Source organism: Faecalibacillus sp. TM498, from assembly GCF_020589955.1.
GTDB lineage: Bacteria > Bacillota_I > Bacilli_A > Erysipelotrichales > Coprobacillaceae > Faecalibacillus > Faecalibacillus intestinalis.
The window spans coordinates 39,759-66,179 of the sequence record NZ_JAJDKB010000011.1 but is presented as its reverse complement, the minus strand read 5'-3'; the positions used below and the strand labels follow the sequence as shown (position 1 = coordinate 66,179).

Sequence of the window (26,421 nt, the reverse complement as noted above, 5' to 3'; positions counted from 1 at the left end):
GAACAAGTCGAAAAAACAATCATAGCCTGCATACATGGTCGTTCTATAGACTTGCTACATTTATAGAATACAAAGCAAAACTTGCAGGCATAGAAGTTGAGTATGTAGATCCAGCGTATACAAGTCAGATCTGTCCGATATGTGGAAGTGTTCATCATGCAAATGATAGAAATTATACGTGCAGATGTGGATTTCATACGCATAGGGATCTATTGGGAGCAATAAGTATATGCAACTCAACTGAGTATATTGGTAACAGATATACTGCCTAGAGAACTATAGGTTCTGCTCTAGGAGGGGTAATGGCATACCCCTATCTTGCACTGCGACCTATCAGAAATGAACTGGTCAGCCAGCAATGTTGGCAGGTAGCAAGAATCCCCTGTCTTTAGACATGGGGAGTGTCAATAGTAAACTTCCTTGTAATACAATAGTTTTCATCGTTTTCCCACTCCTCTATATATGAAAAGTGGTATTGCTTTGCAATACCACAAATATTCAATATTTAGTCTTCTACTTTATTAATACAAGCAAGTGCATTTAAGCTACGAGGATATCCCATATATGGAACACATTGTAAAACAACATTTGTAAGGAAGGCTTTATCATTTCCTAAATTTAAGTTTCCTTGAATATGGGCCATAACTTGTGGTTCACATCCACCTTGACCATATAAGAAACAAAAAGTAATCATTTCTCTTTGTTTTAAATCTAGACCTGTTCTTGTATAGTAATCACCAAAACAGTTAGAAGCTAACCATTTATTGACTGTTGCTTTTTTCCAAGCTTCATTCATATGTTCACCAAAAATATCTACTTGTGCTTGGATTCCTTTTTCTAATCTATTTTCAATTGTCGTTGTTGTTTGTGACTGTAATGGAAGTTCGATTCCTTTTTTATTAAATACTTCATTTGTAACTTTTAAAAATTCGAGCATTCTTCCATATCCTAAATAGTCAGTTGCTTGATAAACCATTTCTTTTACTTGTACAGGTGATAAAACATCTAAAGCTTTTTCAAGAACTTCTTCATAAGCACAAATTCCTTGATTTCCCATTAAAACGGATAAAACAGCTAAATAACGCGTTGGTTCATCTAATTTATTTCCTTCATCATTTTTAACTTCTTCTAAAAAATAATCAAATCTTTCTTTGTATTCTTTATCTGTTGCATATAAATTCATCTTTCTTCTCTCCTTTTATTTAATTTCATTTACCCATTCTTTTACATCACCTGTAGCCTCTTTTGATGCTGACTTTGAAACATACAATCCTTTTACCATTGGAGCACTTGGTTCAAGTACTTGAATTGTTTTTTCAGTATCTGACAATCCACTTTCACCACTTGTACAAAATAGTGTAATTGTTTTGTTAGATAAATCATAATCTTCAAAGAATGTATAAAGAATCATAGGCATCTCTCCCCACCAGTTTGGATATCCTACGTAAATGGTTTCGTATTCATCAATATTTTCAATTTTATTTTTAATCTTTGGTCTTGCTTTTTCTTGTTGTTCCTTTTTCACATCATCAACAACCGTATCATAATCATCACTATAAGCAACTTCAGGAACAATCTCAAAGATGTCTGAATTGGTTTGTTTTTGTATTTCCTTGGCAATATTTTGGGTACTTCCAAACCAAGAGAAATAAATAACTAATGATTTTGAATTAACTTCTTTTAAATCTGTTTGTGTTTTGTTTCCTTTTTAGCAATTGCTTTTTTATTACTACAAGCACTACAGGTAAAAACTAAAATTAAAGGTTGCATCAATGTACAAATCTTTTTCATCCCTTATTTTCCCAATCCATCTCATATCTTAAATAATCAATTTTTGATAATTGTTTTTCTTTTAGATGAACTTCATCTAAGATTCCTTTTCTTTTTTTATTTAAAAGCTTTAACCATTCTCTTTCATTTTTTTCCAAAGAAAGTTTCATATATTTTTTTATTTCTTCAACTGTAAAATCTAAACCATATAACATCATAATCAAGCTTAATCTTTCAAAGTCTGTTTCATCATATTGCCAAGATCCCATTACTTTTTTAACTTCTTGACACAATCCCCAAATTTCATATTATTTAAGGATATGAATTGGAATATTATATTTTTTACTTGCTTCTTCAATTGTCATAAGTATTATTCTTTCTTTACAACTTCATTATAATTCACTTTATTTTAAATATCTAATACTTATAATTTATTAATAACGATACCTTTTAGGTATTAAAATAGATATATTTCTATCATCTCTTAAAGTATTCTCTTGCACATTTGATAAAAACAGTTGTTGCTGGTAAAAAGAATTGTTCCTTTTTCCAAGCAAGTGGCATTTGTTAATGAAGTGATGATTTTAAAGCTAAAACATAAATCTTTATAACCATAACTTATCTTGATACCTAAAACAACACTCACTTTGCTTTGTACAAAGAGGGGTTCTACCACGAGAAACATTTCCTGCATCTTTGCATGATATATTGAAAGATAACAAAATCATCTATATAAATTCTAATCGCAAAAGGTTCTTTATGTTTATCATGTTTTTCGCAATTAAACATCAAAGTTTAAAACAATCATCATAATTAAAATCTTTAACTTCACTGTATCTCATGATTTCTACTTCTTAATCAACAACATATTCTTCACCAGGTGCTAAAATAACAACTCTCTCAGGATTAACAACATTGTCTAAAATATCTTGTGGATTTCCATTAAAAGCACTTGCTTCAGGTGCATCAACACTTCCCCAATGAATTAAAACAAGTTTTGTATTTGGATAAGTATTGGCCAGTTTATAAGCATTTTCTAAACCAATGTGCACAGGATTATCCGCAAAGTCAAAGAACATTACATCTGGTGGGTCCATATGTAATTGACAATTCAGCAATTTAGAATCTCCTACATACCAAATTTTTTTTGTTGGTGTTTTTACATAGAAACCACAATATTCACGATCTTCCCATATACGATAATTATATTTTGCGACTTGGTTTTGCCAAGCATGATCTGCAGGTGTAAGTTCAACATCAATATCATTAATTTGAATATGATCTCCAATATCATGTCCAATTCCATCCAAACCACATTCTTCTTTCATTAAAGAAGCAACATAATAAGAAGTATGATATTCTTTACAAACATCTTTTAAATCTCTACACGTTGGTCTTGAATAATGATCATTATCTACATGAGATACTAAAATAGCATCCACATGAGGTACATCTTTTACATCAATTGGCATATCAATCAATAAGGGCATATCAAAGCCTTCTAAAAGGGGATCAATCATAATCACTGTTCCATGATCATTGATCATGGCTCCTCCGCCACCTAACCAATAAACACGGGTGTTTCCTTGATCTTCAAAATCTTTTTTTGTCATTGTGACTGTTTTTGGTGCAACTGCTTGTCCTTTTTCATTCTTTAACATCGATACTTCATCCTTTCTTTTATCTAATTTTATTATATTAAATGAAATATTAACAACAATGCATAATCCTCTTTATCTATCCACATATTGACAATTTATCTTATTTGTCTATTTATATAAAAAATACCTATTAAAAGCTTCTTTAATAGGTAACTTATGATTAAAATTTAATAATTTGTGGTTCGTGAGTAAATGATGAAAAAATAGCTGTAGCATTTTCAAAATAGAAAACTTCCGTATTTCCATCATCTGCTTTATACATCTTTTGTAAACTTGGATAAGCATCTAACATAGATTGTCTTGCTTCATTACGATCATCTTCGATTAATTTTCCACTTACTCGTAACCATTCTCCATTTTTAAAAGCACAAATTTCTGCTTTAGGATTTTGATGAAGTTGTTTCGAAACATCTTTGACTTTTCCAGTTTGAATATAAAGTTTTCCTTCAAAAACATGTGCTGTTCCAAAGGGTCTTACTCTTGGTTGATCACCTTCTACTGTTGCTAAATAATAAGTTTCTGCATCTTTTAAAAATTTTAATACTTTATCCATAATGATCCTCCTTTATTTACTTTATTTTATCACTGCATAAAGAAAAGGACAAAAAATTTGTCCTTACCATTTTTCTCCTGGATATTGCATTTTCCATTCTTTACGAAGTTGACTCATAATATCCATGACATCCTTTGTATACTCTAAATTTAAATGTGAAGCATCTTGATTTCTAACAGCTTCTTCCATATCACACATTTCATAATAAAGTGCATTTTCAGTATTTCCTTTTTCAATAACTGTTTGTTTTCCTGTTACAGCATCCACAATCGTTGCTTTTTGTCCACGAGGAAATTCATAAACTTCAATATACCCTTTTTCTAATGAAATCATAATTCTTTTAGGTTGTTTTGAATGCATTGATAAAGCAATCGTTGCCATTTGTTGATCTTCATTTTTAAGTAAAATCGTTGCTTGTTCATCAGATCCTGTAGGTGCAAACCTCACTTGACTTACTATTTCATTTGGCTGTTTAGACATAAAGCTACGTACTGCAGAAAGAGCATAAACCCCAATATCTAATAAAGCCCCACCAGCAAGATTCATATTAAAGAAACGATTATTCATATCATATTCTTTAAAACTTCCAAAGTTTACTGTCATGATTTGCATTTTACCAAGTTCACCGCTTTGCACGATTTTCCATAATTCTTTATAGATTGGCATATGCCAAATGGTCATGGCTTCTGCAAGAATTAAATTTTTCTCTTTAGCAAGTGCCATCATTTCATCTAATTCACGACTATTTAACGTAATTGATTTTTCTACAAATAAATGCTTTCCATGTTCTAACGCCTTTTTCATAAATTGATAATGTGTATTATGTGATGTTGCCAAATAAATAATATCAACATTTTCATCATCAAACACATCATCAATTTCATCATAGACTTTTTTAACACCATACTTCTTTGCAAAATCAATAGCCTTTGTTTGTGTTCTATTGGCAACTCCATAAAGTGTTTTATCCGTCTTTTGTAAAGCTTGTGCCATTTCATTAGCAATCACACCTGTTCCTATGACTGCCCAGTTCAATTCTTTTTCCATACAAATCCCCCTTGTGACTTTATTTTATCATATTTGTGTATAAATAAAATTAACAAATATCATATTATTTCATGTTCTCATTATAGAACAAAAAACATCAAACAGCATCTTGTGTTCTGATATCAGAACACAAACATAAATATTAGGAGTTTTGTTCTAGTACTAGAACAAAAAAGATTGTAGATACTGTCCTACAATCTTTTTTTGCATCAAATCTTAATGAATATCATATCCTCTTTTATATGTACAAAAAAATTATTCTTAATCCAAATAAAAATAAAAATATTCCTAAAATCATATAAGAAGTAACATATTCTTCATCTTCATAAACAATATGCAATCTTTCATCATAATAAAAGAAGTCAATATCTCCTACTTCTTTTTTATAATCATGTCCTTTGGTTTTATATTTTACATTCGTTCCTTGATGAATAGATTGATAACAATATATATACGTAATTTCATGAACACTAACAGGTGATTTATATACAGATGTTAATTCCATAGAAATCATTTTAAAATTATCTTTGAAAATAAAATAGTTTAACCCCTTCAATATATTAAATGCACCCTTTATAGTAAATAAAAAACCTATTATCATATTCAACCTCATCTATTGTAATTAATTGAACTATTTAAACAATCATCTACATTACACATTTCTTTCTATCAACTTTTATTTATTATTTTCACTTCTATTGCCAAATTTCAATTAATAAAAAAGCCTTGAAAATCAAGACTTTTTAATCATATTGGCGTCCTCGAGGTGATTCGAACACCCGATCTATCGCTTAGGAGTAGACCCGATACGACATCGGGAAGTGGCATCTAATGCTTAAAAATGCTTGGAAATACAAGGTTTTTCAGCATTTCAAATCCCATCTGATACTACGCTGTGATAGCTAATTCAGAGGGATTTTACACCGTCCGATTGGCTCGAAATTAGCAAGTCTTTCGATTTTTGGTGGACGTTGCAAGTGCAAGTAAATGTCACTATGTAACTTCTCGTGATGCGAAATGATAGGAAATCCTATTCATTCTCGTGTGAGGGTGCGGGTGTCCTTAGACACAGATTTCAGTCTGTTTTATATATCATTTCAAAATGAATTTTTCAACCAGAATTATTAAGAATTTCAAAGGTTTTTCAGACTCAATGATTCTATGTAATTTAGACCCGCCGAAGCAGGTCTTTTTTTATTTCAGCATAATCTCTCTATCCTCAGCGCCGAGCATATAAGCACCCTTGGCAAAAGCATCCCTTGCAAGAAGCTCTGCTACATCAACCCTATCGAACAGCATCCATATTTCTTTCTCTTTCGGAGTCAGTTCATGGCTATGGTCAAACAAATGCTCAAGTCCCAATCCTTCAAGCAATGCCGACTTTGCTGCTTTGTATTCCTCAGCTCTGCCAACATATTCGTCGTTCCTTTCCTTGGAAAATGCCTCGATATTGTCAGCTCTCAGATGCTCGTAATACTCGTCCATAAAGATTCTATCCATACTCGTTGACCTCCATAACAAAAAAATAAGGGCAGACCCTTTTACAGCTATTGTAGCTATGTAAAAGGATCTGCCCTTGCAGTTACTATAATGTTTTTGCCAGCGACTTCAGGAGTGCTGCCATTTCCGGATTTTGCAGAAGCTTCAGAAGAAGTTCTTTATCATCAGCGGAGCTTTCCGTTGCGGCTGGTTGAACCGGCTCAGGCGTTGCCTGTCTGCCTGAGTAGAACGCAGCTTCCATTCTTTCAGCGTTCAGTCTGCGGTCATCGTCGATGATATGGGAGTAAACATCCGCTACCATCTTGACCTGTGCATGACCGGAATCGCCTTGAACGGATTTCATATCGCCGCCGTTCAGCTTCAGCTTGTAAGTGATACTGGAATGTCGGAGACTATGGAAAACCACTTTCGGCAGTCCCTTCTCCTCAATCAGCTTATTGAAAGCACGGTTGATAACCTGCCCCTCAATCGGCTTGCCATTGGAAGAACAGAAAACCAGATTGAAGTCTACGAACTCGTCACCGAAAAGGTCTTTCAGTTCTTCGATGTCAGCCTTTCGCTGTACCAACATTTCCGCTACGGTTTTCGGTAAGAACACCTTGCGGACACTTGTTTTGGTCTTAGGAGTTTTGAGAACCAATGCGGTATGCGTACTGGCGAAGGTCGGTGGGAACTTGAACATGATGTCCTTACCGTCCAGATCTGCCATCGCTTCACGATTTACTCTCTGCAACTCCTTTTCAACGAAGATGCTTGCCTGACCAAGTTCAATACTGGTGGGGGAAATGTCAATACAGTCCCAGGTAAGCCCCAGAAGCTCGCCCATTCGCAGGGAACAGGAGAAGGCAAGGTTAATAGCCAGACGAAGAATATCATCGTCACAGGCTTCCAGAGCCTTCTGGAGCACTTCTGCTGTCCAGATATCCCTGGTCTTGTGTTCTTCTTTCGGCAGCGTAGCGTGCTCCACAGGGTTTCTGGTCATCAATTCCCACTTGACCGCTTGATTGAAAGCATTTCGCAATGTCTTGTGAACCTCTCGGACAGTATGCGGAGTCAGATATTCTGTACGGGCTTTTACATACTTAGAAGAAACCGCTTTGACAGAAAGCAAATCTCGGTAATACTTGTCCATGATTCTCGGCGTGACATCCTCCAGCTTCATATCACCGATGAGGGGACGAATATAGTTTGCAATCAGGCTCTTTCTGCTTTCATAGGTAGACATCGCCCAGGTGTTCACACCATAGATTGACATATACTCATCCAAAAGATCATTGACGGTTTTAGCAGAAGGGGGAATAAAGGTTCCGGACTCCTGCTCATATTCAACCTGCAACTTCCTTTTCTTTGCTTCGGCATTCGTTTCAAAGGTTTCCCACTTCTGACGCTTGTTGCCGTTCTCATCGGTGTATGTATAAACCACAGAATACTTCTTTTTTCTCTTAACGATAGATGCCATGTAATCAGCTCCTTTCCTGTCTATCTTCCGCTAACTGGTAGCGGGTCTGATTGTGATACCATTTTTCAAAGCTCTCTTTGGTAGCTCGCTTATACCTGCCAACCTTGATAAGCTCAAAATCTTCATTGGCAACGATATAGTAAATGGTCTGACGATGTACCCCAAGCATTCTTGCCATTTCCGGCAGACCGTAGGTGGATGCCATAATATCTGCATCCAGTTCCTGATCCTCTACCGTGCGGTAATCGGTTTGAGAAGCATACCATCTTTCAAAGCTCTCCTTTGTCACTCTGCGCTTGCCCAGGACATCGACCACATCAAAATGCCCTTTGGCAACCAGTTCGTAAGCAGTCGCTTCTTTCAGCCCAAGGCGCTGTCCAAGCTCCTCCATTGAATATGTAGTTTTCTTCAATTCCTCGCCGGGAGGGGTTCCATCGACCTTCTGGTATTTGAACTGATTGGCATACCATTCTTCAAAGCTGTCGATCATCACCCTCATGGTGTTGCCGACAAGAATGGTTTTGAAGTAATTCTTCTTAATGAGCCAGTATGACTCCGTTTTACCAAGACCGAGCATCCTGCCCATTTCCAGAACAGACATACTCGTGCGTTTTCTCATTTCCGCCATCGTACAACCTCCTATGTAAAAAATGTAGCCATGTGTTTCTTGTCATGGCTACATTTTATCGAACTCTCAATATGTTTTGAAGTTTGTCGCCGGGTTGTACGACGCCCTTGACAAATCTTACATTTGATGATCCAACCACTCATCAAAACTCTTTTTGGAGATTCTGATACTGCCACCGATGCGGACGCTATGGAAAACTTTCTTTTTCACAAGGTTGTATGCGCTGGTTCTGCTGATGCCCAGAATATCCTGAATCTCATCAACCGTATAGGTTCTCTTATCAAACTGAACTGCGTTAGCAGCCATCGCTTCTTCGGTGCGCTGATTCATGGCAGCGATTCTTTCTTCAAACATTTATGTTCACTCCTTCGCTCTCTTTGCTTTATGTTTTGGGGAACGCTTTTTCAGCTGTTCCATTGCCAGGCTGACAGATAAGGCTTTCTCAATCGCTACCATTTCACGGGGCGTTACCTTACCTAAGTAATTATCAATCCTGCTTTTATCAATGGTACGAATCTGTTCCAGCTGAACAACGGACGCTTCTTTGAATGCAGGATTGTCGTAAATAACAAAGTGCGTCGGCATATTCGCTTTCTTATGGATTCTGGTGGTGACCGTTGCCACAATCAATGTGGGAGCGTGTTTATTACCGGTATCGTTCTGAATGACGATAACCGGACGGATGCCGCCTTGTTCCGACCCAACTACCGGGTCCAGCTTGGCGCAATAAATATCACCACGGCAATATACCCAATTTTCTTTCATCATGTGCCATGACCTCCTTTCGTTGGCTATGTAATAACTGACTGCCAGAAAGGAATCAGGCAGTCAGTCCAAAAGTCTATGTGTCCCATATTTGCCACGCACCCCTGGGAAAGAGGGCTTACGCCCTCAGGGAATCACCGAACGACTGATTGCGAATCAGTTCCATAGGAATCTAACCTCTGCCGGGTTCTCCGCCAGCTCCGTAGAGAAGTATCTTTAATCCTGTTGCTTTCATGGCCGTATTGGGAGCAACCCAATATTTACAAGCCAGTATTGATCGCTGGCATCGGGAGAGAGACAAGCGCTTAATTTATAGAAGAAAGTCGTTCTGTTTCTCTATCCGATACGTCTCGGCGTACCGCTGATGTGGCTGATGCTCTCGCACCGGCAACAGGAACGTATTCGATGACTGTGTATTCAGTTTTCAAGGATCAAGCAGCCGATTTTCTTTGGCTGTATCTAAATTGTACCTGTTCCTCATGCAAGTTTTTATTGCCTCGTAGGTATAGTTTTGAGGTTATTCACGACCTAAAAATATGTAATCAAGGGTTGTCTCAAAGCGCACAACCAGTTCGATTGCCAAATCAATAGAGATACCTCTGTTGCCGGTTTCAATTCGTGCAATGGTGTTTGCGGCAACACCTAACTGCTCCGCAAGCTGTTCCTGTGTAAGCCCATGTTCCTTTCTCAAGGCTTTAATTCTTTTTCCGCTTTCAACCAAGTCGTAATACATTTTCGTTCCTCCGTGTTTTTGAATTTGTGAAGTTGCAAAATCAAAAACAGCGGGAGGAGATCGTGCCCGATTCTCAATACCCTTTGCCATCTGCCTGTCCTCCTTGCAGGCATAAAAAAAGAGCCGGAGTAAATTACTCCAAGCTCTCGTTCATGCCTTTGTGTTAATTATGGGGGAAAATAGGCAGGTATAAAAAAAGCCCCGTACCCATTACAGGCACGAGGCGTAACTCTCTCTATTCAATTTTATGCCGCTATCTCCCAGCATAGCCATTTTAACACTGGACAAGTCGGACTTTCAGTAGGGGAACCGTCGTATTTTCATCGGATTTTAGTCGGACTAAAATCCTGTCTTAGCATTCACAATAACACAATGCTTCTTCCTCCCGGGCACTTTCCAGGAAATCTTTCAATTTAGGAATGGCTGTTCCCCAAAGTGACAGACCAAATAACAGTATCGCTTCTTTCTTTCGGTCATAGTAGGTGCTGCGTTCCATATTCAAAACCTCCAGCATTTCTGATTCCCTGTACTTGAAGCGGTTGAGATATGCCTTTGAGATAATCTCACAGTACAGAGCGCCTTTATCTGGATATTCTCTGATTTTCAACATAGCCATATCTACCAGTTCAATGATCCACTTTGTCTCAAATAAGCTGCGAATGCGTTCTTCAAATCGTTCTCTCGCTTCATCCGGAGCAAAGTTCTCCAGATAAATCAATGCACCATCTAAGCTGTCACCGTAAGTACAAATAAGGGTATCACATACATCATTCGCACGATCAATGGTAGACCAGCACACCTCTCGATATATGGATAAAATCAGCTTTGCTCTTTCATACAGAACCTTCTCGTCAATGTTCTGCATCCGGCAAAGCATTCGAATACTGCTTAATACCTGTGTATTATATCTGCTCATTCAGAATCTCCTTTCAGCCTAATCCATAAAATAAGAATTCCTTTCTAACTCCTGTCACTTGGCTAAAGGGAAACAAATACCATGGGACAAGAATGACTATAACTTCCGATATTTGATTAAAATAACAGAAGTGAAATCGGAAGTTCTTGACTTTATAAAAGTTCCGATATATAATTAAGTGGAATTAAAACTTCTGTTATGATTCTTATTATAGCATTTTCCAGAAGTTTGTCAACAAATAATCGGAAGTTACGAATAAATATTTTTTGAAAGGAAGGATACTACCATGACATTTGGAGAAAAAATTAAAGAAGCTCGTTTGGCTATGAACCTATCTCAAACGGAGCTTGCCCAGATGACCGGCATTTCCGAAAGATCCCTTTACACCTATGAGCAGCTCGGAACACTCCCCAGAAAAAGCAACATCAGAAAACTTGCTGAAGCACTGCATATCTCTGTGTCCTATCTTTTGGACGAATCTGAAACGGATAGCCAGAGCCATATAGATCAGGATATGTTTATTTTAGAGGCAAAGGAAAACTTCGGTTCAAAAGGAGCAAAAGAAGCTCAGGAAGTGTTGGGTCGTGTAAATTCTCTGTTTGCCGGTGGAGAATTGGACGAGGACGCAAAAGATGTATTCTTCCAGGCGATTATGTCAGTTTATATGGACTCTAAGAAAACAGCACGGGAAAAGTACACTCCGAAGAAATACAGAAAGCATAAAGATAAAGAGTAAAATCCTCAAGCACAGAATATGTTTTCTGTGTGCGATTCGGAGGTGAAGCAAATGAAAACGGCAGAGCATATCATTGAAACTGTCGATAAGCTTGTGCGAAAATATCACACCAGAGACCCTTACGAGCTATGTCAGCTGTTAGGTATCAAAATCCACTATTACGATTTACAGAAGAAATTGAAGGGCTTCTTCTATTACCAGTCCAGACAAAAGAATATCGTGATAGATCACAATGTGAACGGTATCCTGGAGCGTATATTAGTCGCACATGAATTAGGACACGCTGTCCTGCATACAAAAATCGCTATGATGCACGGCTTTCAAGAAATGGAAGTTTTTGATGATAGATCAATCGAAGAAAATGAAGCAAACTTCTTTGCGGCGGAGCTTCTGTTAGAAGATGGGAAAGTCCTGGAATGCCTTTCGGAACACACATTTTTTGAAACGGCTAAAATGCTCTATGTACCGGCAGCATTATTAGACTACAAATTCAGCCTGCTCCACGAAAAAGGAGAGCTGGTAAATTCGATGTATATTCGTAAAGCAGATTTCCTGAAAGAAGATCTTCATGCCTACGATAACGACATTGGTTATGGCGATATATGAATATCTATTTTTATATCTTTACAGAAAAAGTCCACCAGTACGATGCGTAGTGCATCATGACTGGTGGACTTTTTGCTTCTTAAAGAATCAGTATATTGTGCTGCAAAAAAGAACCCCATAGCAGTTCACTCTGTACCGTCAATGGGCTTCTTTTTCATTATATCAATCAAGCTCCGCTTTTTTTATCATCTCTTGCTGGTCAATCAAGACATCAATCAACTTTCCTACGGTTATCAATGTTGTTACATTACACTTTTTCAGTTTTGCAGCAATCTCATTATCAATGATGCTGTCGCATTTTGCATATGGGGTATCCAGTAAAAAATAGTCAAAGTTCTTTTCCAAGACGAATGCCAGTTTTAGAAGCATTGCCAAAGAAACTTTCGTCTGTCCAACTTCAACATGGCTCATATGATTGTTCGAGCAACCAACCAACGCACCCAAATCAGCCTGACTATAACCCTTTTCCAGTCGGGCAGCTCTAATGCGCTGACCAATCTTAACGTAATCAATTTCCGGTTGCGTTTCAATCACCTCCATGCTGTGTATGATTCTGCTATACATTATAAAATGTACCAAAAATCTCAACAACCAACATCGGGTGCAAGTTGCATTTATAAATGCAATATGATAAAATTTTATAGGCAGATTGCATTAAATGATAGAATGAAAAGAACCCCAAGACGACAATATGAGCTATCTTGAGGTTCTTTAAAATAAAAAATTCGTAGAGTACATTACTCCACGAATCGCATTCTTCTCTGTTTTTTTTAGTTTATATCTTTATTTTACAAATTGTCGCACTGTTTGTCAATATGTTAGGGACATAAAACACGAGGTTTTGCACAAAAATCCATCTTAGAAAGTTCCAAAGTCACAATTTGCCGTCAGAATTATAGTCATATTGAAGGAGGTGTACCTTATGGCACGAAAAGGAGAAAATATTTACAAAAGGAAAGACGGCAGATGGGAAGGAAGATACATTAAGTCCCGATCTTCTACAGGCAAAGCCAATTACGGTTATGTTTATGCAAAGTCATATCGAGAAGTCAAGGCAAAACTTATCAGTCAAAGTTCGTGCACGAGTAATTCTGTCACTGTCGATCCAGAAATTAGCTCAGATCAATTTGAACAGGTTGCTATGGAATGGTTTCAAGCTATATGTCCTAAAGTGAAGGAATCTACAAGCAACAAATATAGGAATCTTCTCAGCTCGTATATACTTCCTGTGTTCGGAAGCAAACAATTGCGTGATATAACACACGAGTTTATTGAAACGCAGTGTAATTTTTTCCTTGTTTCTGGTGGATTAAAGGAGAATGGACTTTCCTCTAAAACTGTTTCAGATATTTTATCTCTAATTCGAAATGTCTTATAATTTGCCACCCGAAACGGGAAAGCCATTTCTTGTGACGCACGATCTATACAGATAAAACGTCAAACGAAGGAAATGAGAGTTTTGAGTCGTGCTGAACAGGAAAAATTATGCCAATACTTGTATTCTAATCTTGATTCCTGCAATATTGGTATATTAGTATGTTTATTCACTGGTCTCAGAGTAGGTGAAATTTGTGCGTTACGATGGGAAGATGTTTCATTCTCAGATTACACAATCCACGTGCATCAAACGCTCCAGAGAATCCAAGATAGAACCAACAGTGAATACAAGACAAGGATTGTTGTTACCACACCAAAAAGTGCTTGCTCCATCCGTACTATTCCAGTACCCCATGGCTTAATGACTATTCTTACAGCACACAAAGCTTCTTCTACTGGCTACATCCTAACCAATAGCGATCAGAATCCATTAGAACCAAGAACCATGCAAAATCATTTTAAGAAGGTATTGAAAAACAGCGGAATCACCTCCGCAAATTATCACTCGTTACGTCATACATTTGCTACAAGGTGCATAGAGCTTGGATTCGATGTAAAAAGTCTCAGCGAAATATTGGGTCATGCCAGCGTGAATATTACAATGAATCGCTATGTACACCCATCCATGGATTTAAAAAGAGAAAATATGCAACGGCTTTCTGATTTATTAGCCGTCAAATAAATTGTCAACACCGTCAAATAATGCTGAGTTTTCAGTGTTTGGCGGTGTTTTTTCGTGGAGTAATGTACTCTACGAAAGAGTATACCCAGGAGGAGATTTATTGATTCAATTTGTAGGGCGAGATGCTTATAAGCAGTTTTGGAATTTTAGTAAAGATGAGAAAGAGAACTTGGCCACTCAATTGGCGATTGAGTTACCCGCACTCAGAGGAAAAGTTGGTGCATCACAAGAAGAAATTGCTTCGGCTGTTGGTATTTCACGACAAACTTATAGTGCCTACGAAAATCGGACACGCCCAATTCCATGGAGTTTATATCTAGCACTATTGTTTTATTTTGATTACATTCCAAGTACACATTATATGATTCGCCAGCTTGAATTATTCCCAAATGAAAGAAGTTATGGAAATAAGACTTAGAAGCAAACTTAAGAGTGTGTTGATAGTGCAGTATCTTAAAATTTTGTATAATAGGAATTGAAGTTAAATTAGATGCTAAAAATTTGTAATTAAGAAGGAGTGATTACATGAACAAAAATATAAAATATTCTCAAAACTTTTTAACGAGTGAAAAAGTACTCAACCAAATAATAAAACAATTGAATTTAAAAGAAACCGATACCGTTTACGAAATTGGAACAGGTAAAGGGCATTTAACGACGAAACTGGCTAAAATAAGTAAACAGGTAACGTCTATTGAATTAGACAGTCATCTATTCAACTTATCGTCAGAAAAATTAAAACTGAATACTCGTGTCACTTTAATTCACCAAGATATTCTACAGTTTCAATTCCCTAACAAACAGAGGTATAAAATTGTTGGGAGTATTCCTTACCATTTAAGCACACAAATTATTAAAAAAGTGGTTTTTGAAAGCCATGCGTCTGACATCTATCTGATTGTTGAAGAAGGATTCTACAAGCGTACCTTGGATATTCACCGAACACTAGGGTTGCTCTTGCACACTCAAGTCTCGATTCAGCAATTGCTTAAGCTGCCAGCGGAATGCTTTCATCCTAAACCAAAAGTAAACAGTGTCTTAATAAAACTTACCCGCCATACCACAGATGTTCCAGATAAATATTGGAAGCTATATACGTACTTTGTTTCAAAATGGGTCAATCGAGAATATCGTCAACTGTTTACTAAAAATCAGTTTCATCAAGCAATGAAACACGCCAAAGTAAACAATTTAAGTACCGTTACTTATGAGCAAGTATTGTCTATTTTTAATAGTTATCTATTATTTAACGGGAGGAAATAATTCTATGAGTCGCTTTTGTAAATTTGGAAAGTTACACGTTACTAAAGGGAATGTAGATAAATTATTAGGTATACTACTGACAGCTTCCAAGGAGCTAAAGAGGTCCCTAGCGCCTACGGGGAATTTGTATCGATAAGGGGTACAAATTCCCACTAAGCGCTCGGGACCCCTTGTAGGAAAATGTCCTAAGTGTGGCAACAATATTGTATTAAAAAAATCGTTTTATTTCTTTACATTTGAGTAATTAAACAATGCAAGCTCAAACCAACAACACGATAAAAGGGGGGTGCATTATGGATATTTGGCATCGTGTAGGCAGAATTGTTCGCTTCTCAAACTTAGGAACTCTTCTGTTCTTTACTCTTAATATTCTGCTGATTGTTGCTGTGTTCGGTTCGTCAGGAAGCATTGTTGAACTGATTTGTATTTACTTTTTCACAGTAGCTATCAGCTTATCCCCATTAGGCGAAATGTGCCTGGCTGCCTTCGCAGGAGCAAGCGATATAAAAAGAGTAGATATAAAACTTCGAGTTGTCCCGCTGGTTCAATATGTTTTAGATAAAGCAAAAGAGAACACATCATACTGTCCTAAAAAAGTGAAAGTGAAGATTATCCATGATCCTGCTCCAAATGCATTTGCTCTAGGTAGGCAAACACTATGCATAACTGACGGATTGCTTTTACTCTCCGATGATATGATACTTGGAATTCTCGCCCATGAGATCGGACATCTCTCATACGGACATACTGTTATCCAATTATTGATTGGCGGGGGCAATATATTTATATCCGGGTGCCTCCTGTTAATCAAAATATCCTACTGGATTTTTTCTGCAATCATGGGGCTGTTCGCAATATGCTCTCGTAGTGGTGTAATGGGTATAATTACCGCAGTTTTCGCAGGAATATCAACAGCACTTTCTTGGTTATGGGTAAAGTTCTGTATGCTTTTTCTGATGTGGTCTATGAGACAAAATGAGTATCTGGCTGATGAATTTGCTTATAAAATTGGTTTTGGTCTTGAATTAGCGACGGTATTAGACCAACATATCTCAGATGTTCCGCATGATGGTTTTCTCAGTGCAATATACTCAACTCATCCATGCAACGATGATAGGGTTGCAGCATTGCAAAATTTAGGTGTACCCTATTCTCGATACTAAATTCATAATCTCACAAATTGGCAAGCAGTGTAAACCTGTACAGGTTCACTCATTTTCTCGATTTTCCCTTCGGTGCAATCTTCGCAAATTTGCTTGTTGGGGAAGCATCCCCAATCCCCTTTGAACATCATCTGCCGATGATGGCTACACGATTTTCAATCGTTTCTCAAAGAACAGTAGAATAAAAATTTGCCCATGGTTGAAAGCACCGAAATCGAAAAGCAAAAAAGCAGCCACGATCCGCACCCTTTGGGGAGTGCAGACCGTGGCTTTTTGCTTTAACGGAAGTTCTTCTTTTCCTCTTTCTCTTTCTCTTTTTCCTGCTCTTTCTGCCTGTCGATATTCAAAATCGTTTCAACCGTCCGTTTGGCAATCAGCAGTTCTTCTTTCTCTTTTCTGATCTGACGGTACTCAGCGTAGTCCTGCTTTTTCTGGACTGCCAGCTGATGAAACTCCTCATACAATGATTGCATGGACGGGAGCTTTGTAATCTGCAATTCATCAAAGGCTTGCTTCGCCGCTTTATGAATTGTGATTTCCTGACGGTGTTCTTCAAAGAATTTTTTGCTATATCCAGACTTGCGGTACTCGATATAAATTTGCCTTGTGTTGCGATAATTTTTGATGTGCTGCTGCAACGCCTGAACCTCAACCATACGTTTCTCTGCGACCTTGATAGAATCAGAAAGCGCATCGAACCGGGCAGACAGATTTTCAATATGAGCAGTCAGATCGTCGTAGTTGCCCAAGCCTTTTTCTTTCAGTAGGATTACCGTTCGGGCAGCTTCTTTTCGGTTGAACTTCTTCGCCCACTTTTCATAACCGACCGTCTTGCCCTCGACCATCTTTGCCTGAATATCAATCAGCATCTGGAACTGCTTCGGGGCAGGAGCCTTGGCAGAGCCGCCTTTTGATTTGTGCAGGTTCTTGCCGGAGATAACCGCTTGAATTTCCTCTTTGCTATATCCTTCGCCCAGGGAACGCAGCCGAATGAAACGCTTCTGATTCTCGCCCTTGAACGCAGGCTGCTTTCCATCCTTGAACTCAAATCCCATGTCAGCCAGAGCCTGAACAAAGCCATCAAAGCTCTTTGGTTTCTGCTTCAGCACCGCATCAATCGCATCACATAATTCGTCACGCTGGGTACGCTTCTTGGGATAAACAGTTCTTTTCTGGCGCTCCCGATACGGCTTCGGTGTAATAATGGACAGCCCGTGTTCCAGGCAAACCATATCACTGAGTCTTTGCACCGCCAGACCGGAAAGAAAGAAGTTTTTGAATTTCCGTGTGGCATCCAGCGAGGTCGAATTATAAATGATATGATTGTGAATGTGGGATTTGTCGATGTGGGTCGCAACGATGAAAGCGTGTTTTCCCTTTGTCCATCGCATCGCTGTTTCATAGCCGACTTGGTTCGCTTCTTCCGGGGTGATTTCTCCCGGCTTAAAGGACTGGCGTATCTGGTATGCGATGATATTGTTCTTCTGCTGTCTGCCGGTAATATGCTGATACTGCCGTTTGGAAAGCAGAAATTCCTCATCTGCTGTCTTTGGATCACACTCATAGGAACTGATAAATTCGCCATCATTGGTTTTTGCGGCATTTTGTGAGTAGTCGGTTCTGTCTGCCAAACATTGAGCGACCGTCTTTCCCTTATTCACATGGAGTGCAATCAATCTTGTCGCTGCCATTCCCATCACTTCCTTCCCAAAAAGAAAAAGCCACCGGTCGGTGACTTTTCTCTGATATTATCTTATGACCTGATAAATGCTCCCAGACTTTCTCCAATATTCTCGACTTTCATAACAGCCCAGACGAGCAAGAACACCGCTGCTATTGTCGCAATTCCAAGAACCACAAGAATAAGCAGGGACTGCCACAAAGCCTTTACAATGCAGTAAATCGCAGATCCGCCAATGACCAAGAGCAATAAACCAATTACATAGGACACAACATTTGTAAGCAGATTTCCAAGAATGCAAATCACTTTTACAACGAACAGCACCGGCAGTGCCAATATCTTCAATACCAGCTTCATAGGCTCAACCCCTTTCTTTTAATTATATTGTACAAGGGTATCTGCCATAACGCAATGATGTCAACCCTTATGTAAAAGCCGCAGCCGAAACTGCGACTTCCCAACAAGTTGTCGGATTACTGGATTGAGGACAGGCGAACAAGAACTTCTCTCATGTCCGTCCAGATCTCCTCCAGCCGTTTTTGCAAATCCTCAATGTCAGCACGATAGATGCTGCCTGTTTCGTTCGCTCGCTTTGCGTACTGGTTCAGGTTGTTGGAGCAGATTCGCAGGAGCGAAACCAGGGCTTTCACATCCTGCAAATCCAGTCTGATACAGTAACCATCCAGAGCCATTTTCCGCAGATAGGCTCCCATGCTGCGGATGCCAAGCTCGTCCATCTTCTCATGGATTCGCTCGACCTCCTCCTTGGATGCAAGGAAATGAACATCCTGATCTCGCTTTGCCATTACAACACCTCCTCACGGGTTTCAGAGTATTTTGCAGGCGGGATATGCTCCGCTTTGGATTTCAGATCAGCCAACACAGAAGGACGCTCTGACTCGCTTCTTTCGTCACGATTTTCCACAGAGTCCTCCATATTCAGGGCTGCATCCAGTTCTGCCAGTCGCTGACTTTTGGCTGTCAGCTCTGCTTCCTGCGGGAACGGTTTTCCAACCTCCGCCTTGGCTGCTTCCTGCTGATTGTAGAGATTATTCAACTGCTCATTGGCTCGTTCTAAGCGCTCAAGGATGCCTGCAAGGGCATTGTCCAGTCGGGTGATATTTCCTCGTGCGTCCGTTCCAAGGGCTACTCTGTGGCTCACAGCGCCCTTCAGGGTCACATCGAACTCGTTCCGGAAACTGTCAAACGAAAGCTCCATCTGAAAGCCACGGTAACTGCCAAGAGGAACCGGATCGGCACTTTTCGTGTCCTTACAAGCCGCAAGGAGGATTTCACCGGCATCTGCCTTTTCGGTGTAGGCTTTGCCCATGATTTCCATGCCGCAAAAGCCATCGGCAATCTGCGGGTGTGCTTCCACGGTTTTAATATCAGCTTCAAAGCCATGAATATAGCCTGTCTGCTTTTCAATCTCAGCCGGGAAGTATTTCAGAAGCTTATCTTCCATACGGTACTGCTGGCTCTGGTGGTCAGCTTTCAGCACCTTCAGCCTTGCCACATCAATGTCCAAGTCCATCTTTTCCTTGATAAGCGGATTGCCGGCACACAGCGCCTTGATCTCCGCATAGGACAGCGCCTGCTCATCCACATCGTCACAGGAGCGAACCGGTGATTTGGAGGTCATAATCTGAGAAATAAACTTCTGCTTGTTTTCCAAGGTCTGATACAGGTAGGCATCGAAGGTTCCCTCGGTCACATACTGATACACCTGAACCTCTTTGTTCCGGTTGCCCTGACGGATGATACGACCGTTTCTCTGGGTCATATCAGACGGACGCCAACCCACATCCAAGTGGTGAACTGCCACCAATTTGTCCTGGACGTTGGTTCCTGCACCCATCTTTTGCGTACTGCCAAGAAGCACTCGCACCTGCCCGGTACGAACCTTGGCAAAGAGGTCTTTTTTCTTTGCCTCGGTATCTGCATCATGGATAAAGGCAACTTCTTCCGCAGGCACACCGTTTGCAATCAGCTTGGTTTTGACATCATCATAGACATTGAAGGTTCCATCATTTTTCGGTGTGCTAAGGTCGCAGAACACCAACTGGGTCAATTTGTCAGCCTGACCGTCCTGCCAGATACGCAGGATATTTCCCACGCAGGCATTGAGCTTGCTGTCAGGGTCATCGGGTAACAGGGTGTTCATTAGCCGCTGATCCAGTCCCAATTTTCGTCCGTCGCTGGTAATCTTGAGCATATTATCGACGGACGGGTCTACAATACCGGCATGAACATCTGCTGCTCTCTCTGAAAGGGAAGCCACCATATCCTTCTGGTACTCAGAGGGCTGAACCACAACCGTTTCAAACTTTGCTTCGGGAACAGGGAGATGCAACTGGTCAGAGGTCTTGATGTCGGCAACCTCCTTGAACATATTCATCAGTTCAGGCAGGTTGAAGAACTTCGCAAATCGGGTTCTGGCACGATAGCCGGTTCCCTCCGGTGCAAGCTCAATCGCAGTTGTTGTTTCTCCGAAGGTCGATGCCCAGGAATCAAAATGGGTCAGGTTCTTTTGCTGGAGCGTACTGTACTGGAGATAGCGCATGACCGTATAAAGCTCGGTCATCGAGTTACTTACTGGAGTACCGGTTGCAAAGATCACACCACGCCCGCCGGTCAGCTCATCCATATAGCGGCACTTCATAAACATATCCGAAGATTTCTGGGCTTCGGAGGTGGACAGACCTGCCACATTTCGCATTTTTGTGTAGAGGAACAAATTCTTGAACGCATGGCTTTCGTCCACAAACAGCCGGTCTACACCCAACTGCTCAAAGGTAATGACATCATCTTTCTTGTCAGCGGCAAGGAGCTTGTCCAGTCTGGCTTCCAATGATTTTCGTGTTTTCTCCATCTGCTTGATCGTGAAGTTTTCGCCACGCTGCCATTTCAGCTCCGCAATCGCACCCTCGATCTCATCAATCTGCTCCCGCAGCTGCCGTTCCTGTCGTTCGGCAGAAAGCGGGATTTTTTCAAACTGGCTGTGACCGATGATGACTGCATCATAGTCACCCGTTGCGATACGAGCGCAGAACTTCTTACGGTTTGCTGTTTCAAAATCCTTCTTGGTGGCAACAAGGAGCTTGGCACTCGGATAGAGGTGCAGGAACTCGTTTGCCCACTGTAAGGTCAAGTGATTCGGCACAACGAACAGGGATTTCTGGCTCAATCCAAGCCGTTTACTCTCCATAGCCGATGCAGCCATCTCGAAGGTCTTGCCCGCACCAACTTCGTGTGCAAGCAGCGTATTTCCACCATATAGCACATGAGCGATAGCATTTCTCTGGTGTTCACGGAGGGTAATATCCGGGTTCATGCCGCCGAAACGGATATGAGAGCCATCATACTCACGAGGTCTGGTGGAGTTAAAAAGTTCGTTGTACTTGGTGGAAAGGGTTTCTCGTCTGTGCGGATCTCTCCAAATCCAATCTCGGAACGCATCCTTGATTGCCTGCTGTTTCTGCTGTGCCAGGGTAGTTTCTTTTTTATTGAGGACACGCTTCTGCTTACCATCTGCATCTTCAATCGTATCATAGATACGAATATCCTTCAGATTCAGCGTTTCCTCCAGAATCCGATATGCGTTGGCTCGCTCTGTACCGTAGGTGACATACGCCGCCACATCGTTGTAGTTGGGAGAACTCTTACCGTTGATGCGCCACTCTGCGGTCAGCTCGGAGAACTTGACCTCAATGGAACGGCGCAAGTAATACGGCGTTTCAAAGGTTTCCTCCATGAACTGCTGAATATAATCGGCATCAATCCATGTTGCACCCAAACGCACATCAATCTCGGACGCATCCAAGTCCTTCGGCTGTGCTTTCTGCAAGGCTTCCACATTGATGTGGAAGGAAGAATCCCTGTCTGCCGCCATCTGTGCGACACGCAGCTTGCTTCTTACATCACCGGAAAGGTAATCATCGGCAGTCTGCCATCCAACTTCCACAGCATCGGGAGCCATCGGGTCTTTGAAGATCACCCCTCGAAGCTCTGCCTGAATCGCATCGTATTCTCCAGGTGTTCCAAGCAGCTGTGCCATAAACGGCAAATCCACCTTGCCACGCTCACCGATAGAGATTGCCAGAGCTTCGGACGGCGTATCCACGCTCGTCACTCTGCGTTCCGGCTTGATGGTTCGCTTGGTGAACATATCCGCCTTGCTTTTCAGATTGCCGTCCTCATCCACATTTTCCAGAGAACACAGGAGATAGTAGGAGGAATCGTCAGCAAATGCCTGACCATTGGCTCGATTATTGATAAGCCCGTTCTTTGCGGCAAACGCATCGTAGGCATCATTCAGTTCTGCCTGTTTCTGAGTAATCATTTCATCCGGGTAATCCTCAAGCTGATATTCGATCAGCTCGTTGACGATACCACGAAGTTCCACCATGCCCATCACACGGTCTTTTGCTTTCTCATTCAGGTCTACACGGCGCATCAGGGAGTTTTCACGGAAGTACACATTGCCATCCACCACGGTATAAGAGAAATTCTTTACATCCGGGGTTGCAGGAATGGTTTCGATTTCCTTACCCTTGTCAGCTTCGGGAAGCTCCACAGCCTGATAGGTTCCTTGGATGTGGGAAACTGCTTCTTTCAGAAGTTCGGACAGTTCCATGCCCTCAATGGGACGCACTGTAATGTCCATGCCGTAGGCGGTACTTTCTTCCACCGTATCGCCCAGAACCATTTCAGGATGAGCGACAAAGTAGCTGTTCATGGTGTGTCCTTCTTCGGTGCGGTCAAGGTTTACCCATTCCGGTACAATGTCAATCGGATGGTCACGCTTTTGCAGGAACAGGATGTCGGACACGACTTCCGTGCCTGCGTTTTTCTTAAAGGCATCGTTTGGCAGACGGATTGCACCAAGCAGTTCCGCCCTCTGCGCCATATATCGCCTTGCGTCAGAGTTCTTGGAATCCATGGTGTAACGGCTTGTCACAAAAGCGACCACACCACCGGGACGAACCTGATCCAAAGCCTTGGCAAAGAAATAGTTGTGAATGGAGAATCCCAGCTTGTCATACGGCTTGTCGGACACTTTGTAGTTGCCGAAAGGGACATTACCCACAGCCAGATCGTAAAAGTCTCGGCGGTCTGTCGTTTCAAAACCGGCTACTTTGATTTCTGCGTTGGGATAGAGCTTCTGAGCAATTCTGCCGGTGATGGAATCCAGTTCCACACCATACAAACGGCTGCTCTGCATTTCAGGAGGGAGCATACCAAAGAAGTTGCCGATACCCATAGCAGGCTCCAGAATATTTCCTGTTTCAAAGCCCATCTGTCCGACCGCATCGTAGATGGAGCGAATGACCGTAGGGCTGGTGTAATGTGCGTTCAGGGTGGAAGCTCTTGCCGCAGCATATTCATCTTCGGAAAGCAGGTTTTTCAGTGTCTGATACTCCTTCGCCCAATTTCCCTTGTCCGGGTCAAAGGCATCTGCCAGACCGCCCCAACCGACATAATTCGACAAAATCTCCTGTTCTTCGGTAGTGGCGTTCCTGTTCTCGCTTTCCAGTTTGAACAGAGTTTCAATGGCTGCGATGTTTCTTGCGAATTTCTGCTTCGGTCCACCTTCACCGATGTTGTCATCCGTGATGTGGAAGTTCACCGCAGGAACAGGTGGGATTTCTCTGGTGGTGATGGACTGCTCAAGCTGAGCGATAATGTCCATGACTTCGGCATTCTGCCATCCGTCCACCTGGGCATAATCCTGAATGATGGTGTCCTTTCCATCTACGCACTGTACGAAGTCCAGACTACCCGGCAGATCTCTGGTATTCATTGCACCCAGGGCTTTTCTCTGCGTGTCAGGAAGTGCATAGTAGGCTCGCAGGGCATCATCAAAGGAACTGTATTCCTTGATGTCCAGCGCACCCCGCTTCTGAATGTCCTCGGCAACATAAAAATGATCGATGAAGTGTTCCGGTTCCTGCTGTTCGGGTTCCGCACTGGCTCTGACCTGTGCGTGTGCCTTTTCGTCAGGGTAGTCCCCATAGATACGGATGCACTTATGCTCCTGCTGATCGTAAACGGCAGCACCATCGTACTTGAATCCGTCATCCTCCATGGTTCCGTCCACATAGCCCTGGGCAGCTTTTTCCGCTTCTTCCAGAGTGTAGTAGTCCAGTTTATCATCGAAGCCGTTTTCAAAGTGATGGTAGGCGGCAACCAGATAGCGGGGAGCCATGCGCTCCTCGTAGCTGTTAATCATCTCAGGTGTCAGCCATTCTGGTTTGTCGGGAATCATTTCATACAGCTCACGCATCTTGGCAATCTGTGCATGGCGGTTGCCTGCCCACAGATGCTTTTCGCTGTGCTGTCCTGCACCAAGGAAGTATTCGCAGTCCATACGCAGACGGTCTAACAGCTGATACTCAGGGGTGTAGTCCCTCGGTTCGGTTTTGCCCAGAAAATCCTCTGTAACGGGCTTTTCTTCGGTTTGGGCATCAACCCTTACCGCATGGTTTCTTTCGTCCTGAGAGAGCATACGCTCGAAATTCTCACGATTCTCGGCACGGAAGATGGGATAAGCAAGCGTAGGGTCACGCAGCTGAACTTCTCTGTCCGTGATCTGCTCCACACGGAAAGCTGTATCGTCCAGATATACCGTGTCACCGACCTGATAATTCCATTTCGGTTCCTCGGAAGCAGATGCTTCCACAACTTCGGCAGGCTCTGCCACAGGCGCTTCTGGCTGAACCGACTCCATCGCAGCTACGGACTGACGAACTTCCTCCAAATAGTCATTGGCAAGCCATTCGTCCGTGAAGTATTCCGTAACGCCTTCCGGGTCTACATAGTAGTCATCGGTCTGATTATCCCAGATCGCATACTCGCCATCCTCGGTATCAATCACTGCGAAACGGTCATAAACATCTTCCAACGGATCAGTTTTAGCTTCTTCGATAGCCTGTCGTTCCGCTTCTTCCTCCGGGCTGAGGTAGCGTCCCTTTCGTATCAGACCGTCGATTCTCTGCACCACCTGCGCCCAGGACATCTGCAATTTATCGCAACCGCTCTTGGTGTAAGCAACACCCTTGGCATCGTGATCCTGACCGCTGTGCGTTGCACCAGAGCAGGCATGGGAATGACCACCGGTTCCGTATTCATGCTTCAGGAAGTCCATCTTTTCCTTGGCAGAATGATTCTCCTGCCAGTAGTTATAAATACGGGCTTTACCACCGGAAAAGCCGCTTCCACGGGTCAAGTCTGCATTGACTTCATCATCCGTAATGAACTGGCGGACAAGGGGCATCTGCATCATATCGGTCTGATACTCACGCAAAGGCATATTCAACTCATACAGCTGTTTCTGAATGAGATTCAGCTTGTGATAGTGAAAACGAAGCAGATCGGGATTTTCCGCAAGGGTTTTTCTAAATTCCGAATACTGCTGTACCAAGGTTGCGTGGAAACGAGGGTCATCCAACTTTTCAGCCAAGTCTGCGGTTTCGTCAGGGAAACCACGAAACGGTTCCTGATGAAGAATTGCCAGATAGTTGCAGGAACGGGCTTCTTCACTCAAATCGTGATAAAGATGCCACAGGGATTCTGCCAACTTCTGACGCTCATATCCGGATGCTTCTACCAGTTCCACATTAGTTGCGAACCGACCATTTTCAAGCAGTTCTCCAATGCGCTCGGCAACCGTTTCCCAAGAAACGATCTGCGCTCTGGGGCTGTCAATGGCAGAGGAACCTTTGGCAAGGTGGATACCGTCCTCGGCATACCACGCACAGATATTCCCGCTATCTTCTTTCAGACCATAGCCGCCGTGATAGACCTGCTTTAAGGTCTGAACGATTTCTTCCAACGGCTTCTGCTTCATATATTCCAGCGCTACGACTTTTCGGGCTTCAT

Annotated in this window: 27 protein-coding genes and 1 pseudogene; 9 read left to right on the top strand and 19 right to left on the bottom strand. The window is 41.6% G+C overall.

Annotated features, from left to right (window positions below; all coding sequences use genetic code 11):
• A partial coding sequence (locus tag LJD32_RS05365) for a transposase (RefSeq protein WP_264472070.1) occupies nt 1–272 on the top strand: 272 nt, incomplete at its 5' end.
• Between the two features lie 233 nt (nt 273–505).
• Here LJD32_RS05365 and LJD32_RS05360 read toward each other — a convergent pair.
• The 14 genes from LJD32_RS05360 to LJD32_RS05295 all read right to left on the bottom strand — a co-directional run bounded on the left by LJD32_RS05360 (nt 506) and on the right by LJD32_RS05295 (nt 11,032).
• Entirely contained in the window at nt 506–1,183 is a 678-nt protein-coding gene (locus LJD32_RS05360) for a carboxymuconolactone decarboxylase family protein (protein WP_227391897.1), read from the bottom strand.
• Between the two features lie 15 nt (nt 1,184–1,198).
• Nucleotides 1,199–1,654 carry a flavodoxin gene (locus LJD32_RS05355; RefSeq protein ID WP_227391899.1) on the bottom strand — a complete coding sequence of 152 codons (456 nt, stop codon included), beginning with the start codon at nt 1,652–1,654 and terminating at the stop codon, nt 1,199–1,201.
• Between the two features lie 133 nt (nt 1,655–1,787).
• Nucleotides 1,788–2,072, bottom strand: a complete 285-nt coding sequence (locus tag LJD32_RS05350) for a MerR family transcriptional regulator (RefSeq protein WP_318532669.1) — start codon at nt 2,070–2,072, stop codon at nt 1,788–1,790.
• 552 nt (nt 2,073–2,624) lie between these two features.
• Entirely contained in the window at nt 2,625–3,431 is an 807-nt protein-coding gene (locus LJD32_RS05345; RefSeq protein ID WP_227391895.1) for an MBL fold metallo-hydrolase, read from the bottom strand.
• Nucleotides 3,432–3,591: 160 nt separating this feature from the next.
• Nucleotides 3,592–3,984, bottom strand: coding sequence for a pyridoxamine 5'-phosphate oxidase family protein (locus tag LJD32_RS05340; protein WP_227391894.1), 393 nt, complete (start codon nt 3,982–3,984; stop codon nt 3,592–3,594).
• A 63-nt stretch (nt 3,985–4,047) separates the two neighbouring features.
• Complete coding sequence (locus tag LJD32_RS05335) at nt 4,048–5,031, bottom strand: Gfo/Idh/MocA family protein (RefSeq protein ID WP_227391893.1); 984 nt, start codon at nt 5,029–5,031, stop codon at nt 4,048–4,050.
• Nucleotides 5,032–5,269: 238 nt separating this feature from the next.
• Nucleotides 5,270–5,632: a hypothetical protein gene (locus tag LJD32_RS05330; RefSeq protein WP_227391892.1), complete on the bottom strand. Its 363-nt coding sequence runs from the start codon at nt 5,630–5,632 to the stop codon at nt 5,270–5,272.
• 593 nt (nt 5,633–6,225) lie between these two features.
• A complete protein-coding gene (locus tag LJD32_RS05325; RefSeq protein WP_002304425.1) occupies nt 6,226–6,531 on the bottom strand; it encodes a hypothetical protein in 306 nt (101 codons plus the stop codon).
• Between the two features lie 85 nt (nt 6,532–6,616).
• Nucleotides 6,617–7,990 carry a tyrosine recombinase XerC gene (gene xerC / locus LJD32_RS05320; RefSeq protein WP_002304423.1) on the bottom strand — a complete coding sequence of 458 codons (1,374 nt, stop codon included), beginning with the start codon at nt 7,988–7,990 and terminating at the stop codon, nt 6,617–6,619.
• Between the two features lie 4 nt (nt 7,991–7,994).
• Nucleotides 7,995–8,618, bottom strand: coding sequence for a helix-turn-helix domain-containing protein (locus tag LJD32_RS05315; protein ID WP_002304420.1), 624 nt, complete (start codon nt 8,616–8,618; stop codon nt 7,995–7,997).
• 117 nt (nt 8,619–8,735) lie between these two features.
• On the bottom strand, nt 8,736–8,972 hold the full coding sequence (locus LJD32_RS05310; protein ID WP_002304418.1) for a helix-turn-helix domain-containing protein: 237 nt from the start codon (nt 8,970–8,972) through the stop codon (nt 8,736–8,738).
• A gap of 6 nt (nt 8,973–8,978) precedes the next feature.
• Entirely contained in the window at nt 8,979–9,386 is a 408-nt protein-coding gene (locus LJD32_RS05305; protein WP_002578938.1) for a type II toxin-antitoxin system PemK/MazF family toxin, read from the bottom strand.
• 514 nt (nt 9,387–9,900) lie between these two features.
• Entirely contained in the window at nt 9,901–10,206 is a 306-nt protein-coding gene (locus LJD32_RS05300) for a helix-turn-helix transcriptional regulator (protein ID WP_002304413.1), read from the bottom strand.
• Between the two features lie 262 nt (nt 10,207–10,468).
• Nucleotides 10,469–11,032: a hypothetical protein gene (locus LJD32_RS05295; RefSeq protein ID WP_002304412.1), complete on the bottom strand. Its 564-nt coding sequence runs from the start codon at nt 11,030–11,032 to the stop codon at nt 10,469–10,471.
• A 286-nt stretch (nt 11,033–11,318) separates the two neighbouring features.
• On the opposite strand from LJD32_RS05295, the gene LJD32_RS05290 reads away from it, so the two are divergent.
• Entirely contained in the window at nt 11,319–11,768 is a 450-nt protein-coding gene (locus LJD32_RS05290; RefSeq protein ID WP_002304411.1) for a helix-turn-helix domain-containing protein, read from the top strand.
• Nucleotides 11,769–11,819: 51 nt separating this feature from the next.
• The gene (locus LJD32_RS05285) at nt 11,820–12,374 is read left to right on the top strand and encodes an ImmA/IrrE family metallo-endopeptidase (protein ID WP_002304410.1); all 555 of its coding nucleotides are present in this window, start codon (nt 11,820–11,822) and stop codon (nt 12,372–12,374) included.
• 162 nt (nt 12,375–12,536) lie between these two features.
• Here the strand turns inward: LJD32_RS05285 and LJD32_RS05280 are convergent, their stop codons facing one another.
• A complete protein-coding gene (locus tag LJD32_RS05280; protein ID WP_002578940.1) occupies nt 12,537–12,914 on the bottom strand; it encodes a helix-turn-helix domain-containing protein in 378 nt (125 codons plus the stop codon).
• A gap of 382 nt (nt 12,915–13,296) precedes the next feature.
• Here LJD32_RS05280 and LJD32_RS05275 point away from each other — a divergent pair, with 382 nt between their 5' ends.
• From LJD32_RS05275 to LJD32_RS05255, 6 genes and pseudogenes are all read left to right on the top strand, one after another.
• Nucleotides 13,297–13,752, top strand: coding sequence for a phage integrase central domain-containing protein (locus tag LJD32_RS05275; RefSeq protein WP_227391891.1), 456 nt, complete (start codon nt 13,297–13,299; stop codon nt 13,750–13,752).
• An 81-nt stretch (nt 13,753–13,833) separates the two neighbouring features.
• Complete coding sequence (locus tag LJD32_RS05270; RefSeq protein WP_227391890.1) at nt 13,834–14,433, top strand: site-specific integrase; 600 nt, start codon at nt 13,834–13,836, stop codon at nt 14,431–14,433.
• 34 nt (nt 14,434–14,467) lie between these two features.
• Nucleotides 14,468–14,851 carry a helix-turn-helix domain-containing protein gene (locus tag LJD32_RS05265; RefSeq protein ID WP_099323097.1) on the top strand — a complete coding sequence of 128 codons (384 nt, stop codon included), beginning with the start codon at nt 14,468–14,470 and terminating at the stop codon, nt 14,849–14,851.
• Nucleotides 14,811–14,912: pseudogene (locus LJD32_RS15475) on the top strand (peptide-binding protein); the annotation flags it as partial. The gene LJD32_RS05265 and the pseudogene LJD32_RS15475, both read left to right, overlap by 41 nt.
• A gap of 46 nt (nt 14,913–14,958) precedes the next feature.
• Entirely contained in the window at nt 14,959–15,696 is a 738-nt protein-coding gene (gene erm(B), locus LJD32_RS05260) for a 23S rRNA (adenine(2058)-N(6))-methyltransferase Erm(B) (RefSeq protein WP_002292226.1), read from the top strand.
• Nucleotides 15,697–15,989: 293 nt separating this feature from the next.
• Entirely contained in the window at nt 15,990–16,859 is an 870-nt protein-coding gene (locus tag LJD32_RS05255) for a zinc metalloprotease HtpX (RefSeq protein WP_002588966.1), read from the top strand.
• Between the two features lie 278 nt (nt 16,860–17,137).
• Here the strand turns inward: LJD32_RS05255 and LJD32_RS05250 are convergent, their stop codons facing one another.
• From LJD32_RS05250 to LJD32_RS05235, 4 genes are all read right to left on the bottom strand, one after another.
• Nucleotides 17,138–18,550 (bottom strand): relaxase/mobilization nuclease domain-containing protein, encoded by a 1,413-nt coding sequence (locus tag LJD32_RS05250; RefSeq protein WP_227391889.1) that lies wholly within the window; start codon nt 18,548–18,550, stop codon nt 17,138–17,140.
• 62 nt (nt 18,551–18,612) lie between these two features.
• A complete protein-coding gene (locus LJD32_RS05245) occupies nt 18,613–18,897 on the bottom strand; it encodes a hypothetical protein (protein WP_002578946.1) in 285 nt (94 codons plus the stop codon).
• Between the two features lie 116 nt (nt 18,898–19,013).
• Nucleotides 19,014–19,346, bottom strand: a complete 333-nt coding sequence (locus LJD32_RS05240; protein WP_002578947.1) for a plasmid mobilization protein — start codon at nt 19,344–19,346, stop codon at nt 19,014–19,016.
• The gene (locus LJD32_RS05235; RefSeq protein ID WP_223385287.1) at nt 19,346–25,048 is read right to left on the bottom strand and encodes an LPD11 domain-containing protein; all 5,703 of its coding nucleotides are present in this window, start codon (nt 25,046–25,048) and stop codon (nt 19,346–19,348) included. Before LJD32_RS05235 ends, LJD32_RS05240 begins: the two co-directional genes overlap by 1 nt.
• Between the last annotated feature and the right edge of the window lie 1,373 nt (nt 25,049–26,421).

Excerpts from the sequence above, each read along its gene's own strand:
- LJD32_RS05360 (WP_227391897.1), bottom strand. The coding sequence starts at position 1,183 with ATGAATTTATATGCAACAGATAAAGAATACAAAGAAAGATTTGATTAT.
- LJD32_RS05345 (WP_227391895.1), bottom strand. The coding sequence starts at position 3,431 with ATGTTAAAGAATGAAAAAGGACAAGCAGTTGCACCAAAAACAGTCACA.
- LJD32_RS05340 (WP_227391894.1), bottom strand. The coding sequence starts at position 3,984 with ATGGATAAAGTATTAAAATTTTTAAAAGATGCAGAAACTTATTATTTA.
- LJD32_RS05335 (WP_227391893.1), bottom strand. The coding sequence starts at position 5,031 with ATGGAAAAAGAATTGAACTGGGCAGTCATAGGAACAGGTGTGATTGCT.
- LJD32_RS05330 (WP_227391892.1), bottom strand. The coding sequence starts at position 5,632 with ATGATAATAGGTTTTTTATTTACTATAAAGGGTGCATTTAATATATTG.
- LJD32_RS05325 (WP_002304425.1), bottom strand. The coding sequence starts at position 6,531 with ATGGATAGAATCTTTATGGACGAGTATTACGAGCATCTGAGAGCTGAC.
- xerC (WP_002304423.1), bottom strand. The coding sequence starts at position 7,990 with ATGGCATCTATCGTTAAGAGAAAAAAGAAGTATTCTGTGGTTTATACA.
- LJD32_RS05315 (WP_002304420.1), bottom strand. The coding sequence starts at position 8,618 with ATGGCGGAAATGAGAAAACGCACGAGTATGTCTGTTCTGGAAATGGGC.
- LJD32_RS05310 (WP_002304418.1), bottom strand. The coding sequence starts at position 8,972 with ATGTTTGAAGAAAGAATCGCTGCCATGAATCAGCGCACCGAAGAAGCG.
- LJD32_RS05305 (WP_002578938.1), bottom strand. The coding sequence starts at position 9,386 with ATGATGAAAGAAAATTGGGTATATTGCCGTGGTGATATTTATTGCGCC.
- LJD32_RS05300 (WP_002304413.1), bottom strand. The coding sequence starts at position 10,206 with ATGGCAAAGGGTATTGAGAATCGGGCACGATCTCCTCCCGCTGTTTTT.
- LJD32_RS05295 (WP_002304412.1), bottom strand. The coding sequence starts at position 11,032 with ATGAGCAGATATAATACACAGGTATTAAGCAGTATTCGAATGCTTTGC.
- LJD32_RS05290 (WP_002304411.1), top strand. The coding sequence starts at position 11,319 with ATGACATTTGGAGAAAAAATTAAAGAAGCTCGTTTGGCTATGAACCTA.
- LJD32_RS05285 (WP_002304410.1), top strand. The coding sequence starts at position 11,820 with ATGAAAACGGCAGAGCATATCATTGAAACTGTCGATAAGCTTGTGCGA.
- LJD32_RS05280 (WP_002578940.1), bottom strand. The coding sequence starts at position 12,914 with ATGGAGGTGATTGAAACGCAACCGGAAATTGATTACGTTAAGATTGGT.
- LJD32_RS05275 (WP_227391891.1), top strand. The coding sequence starts at position 13,297 with ATGGCACGAAAAGGAGAAAATATTTACAAAAGGAAAGACGGCAGATGG.
- LJD32_RS05255 (WP_002588966.1), top strand. The coding sequence starts at position 15,990 with ATGGATATTTGGCATCGTGTAGGCAGAATTGTTCGCTTCTCAAACTTA.
- LJD32_RS05250 (WP_227391889.1), bottom strand. The coding sequence starts at position 18,550 with ATGGCAGCGACAAGATTGATTGCACTCCATGTGAATAAGGGAAAGACG.
- LJD32_RS05245 (WP_002578946.1), bottom strand. The coding sequence starts at position 18,897 with ATGAAGCTGGTATTGAAGATATTGGCACTGCCGGTGCTGTTCGTTGTA.
- LJD32_RS05240 (WP_002578947.1), bottom strand. The coding sequence starts at position 19,346 with ATGGCAAAGCGAGATCAGGATGTTCATTTCCTTGCATCCAAGGAGGAG.
- LJD32_RS05235 (WP_223385287.1), bottom strand. The coding sequence starts at position 25,048 with ATGCTCTCTCAGGACGAAAGAAACCATGCGGTAAGGGTTGATGCCCAA.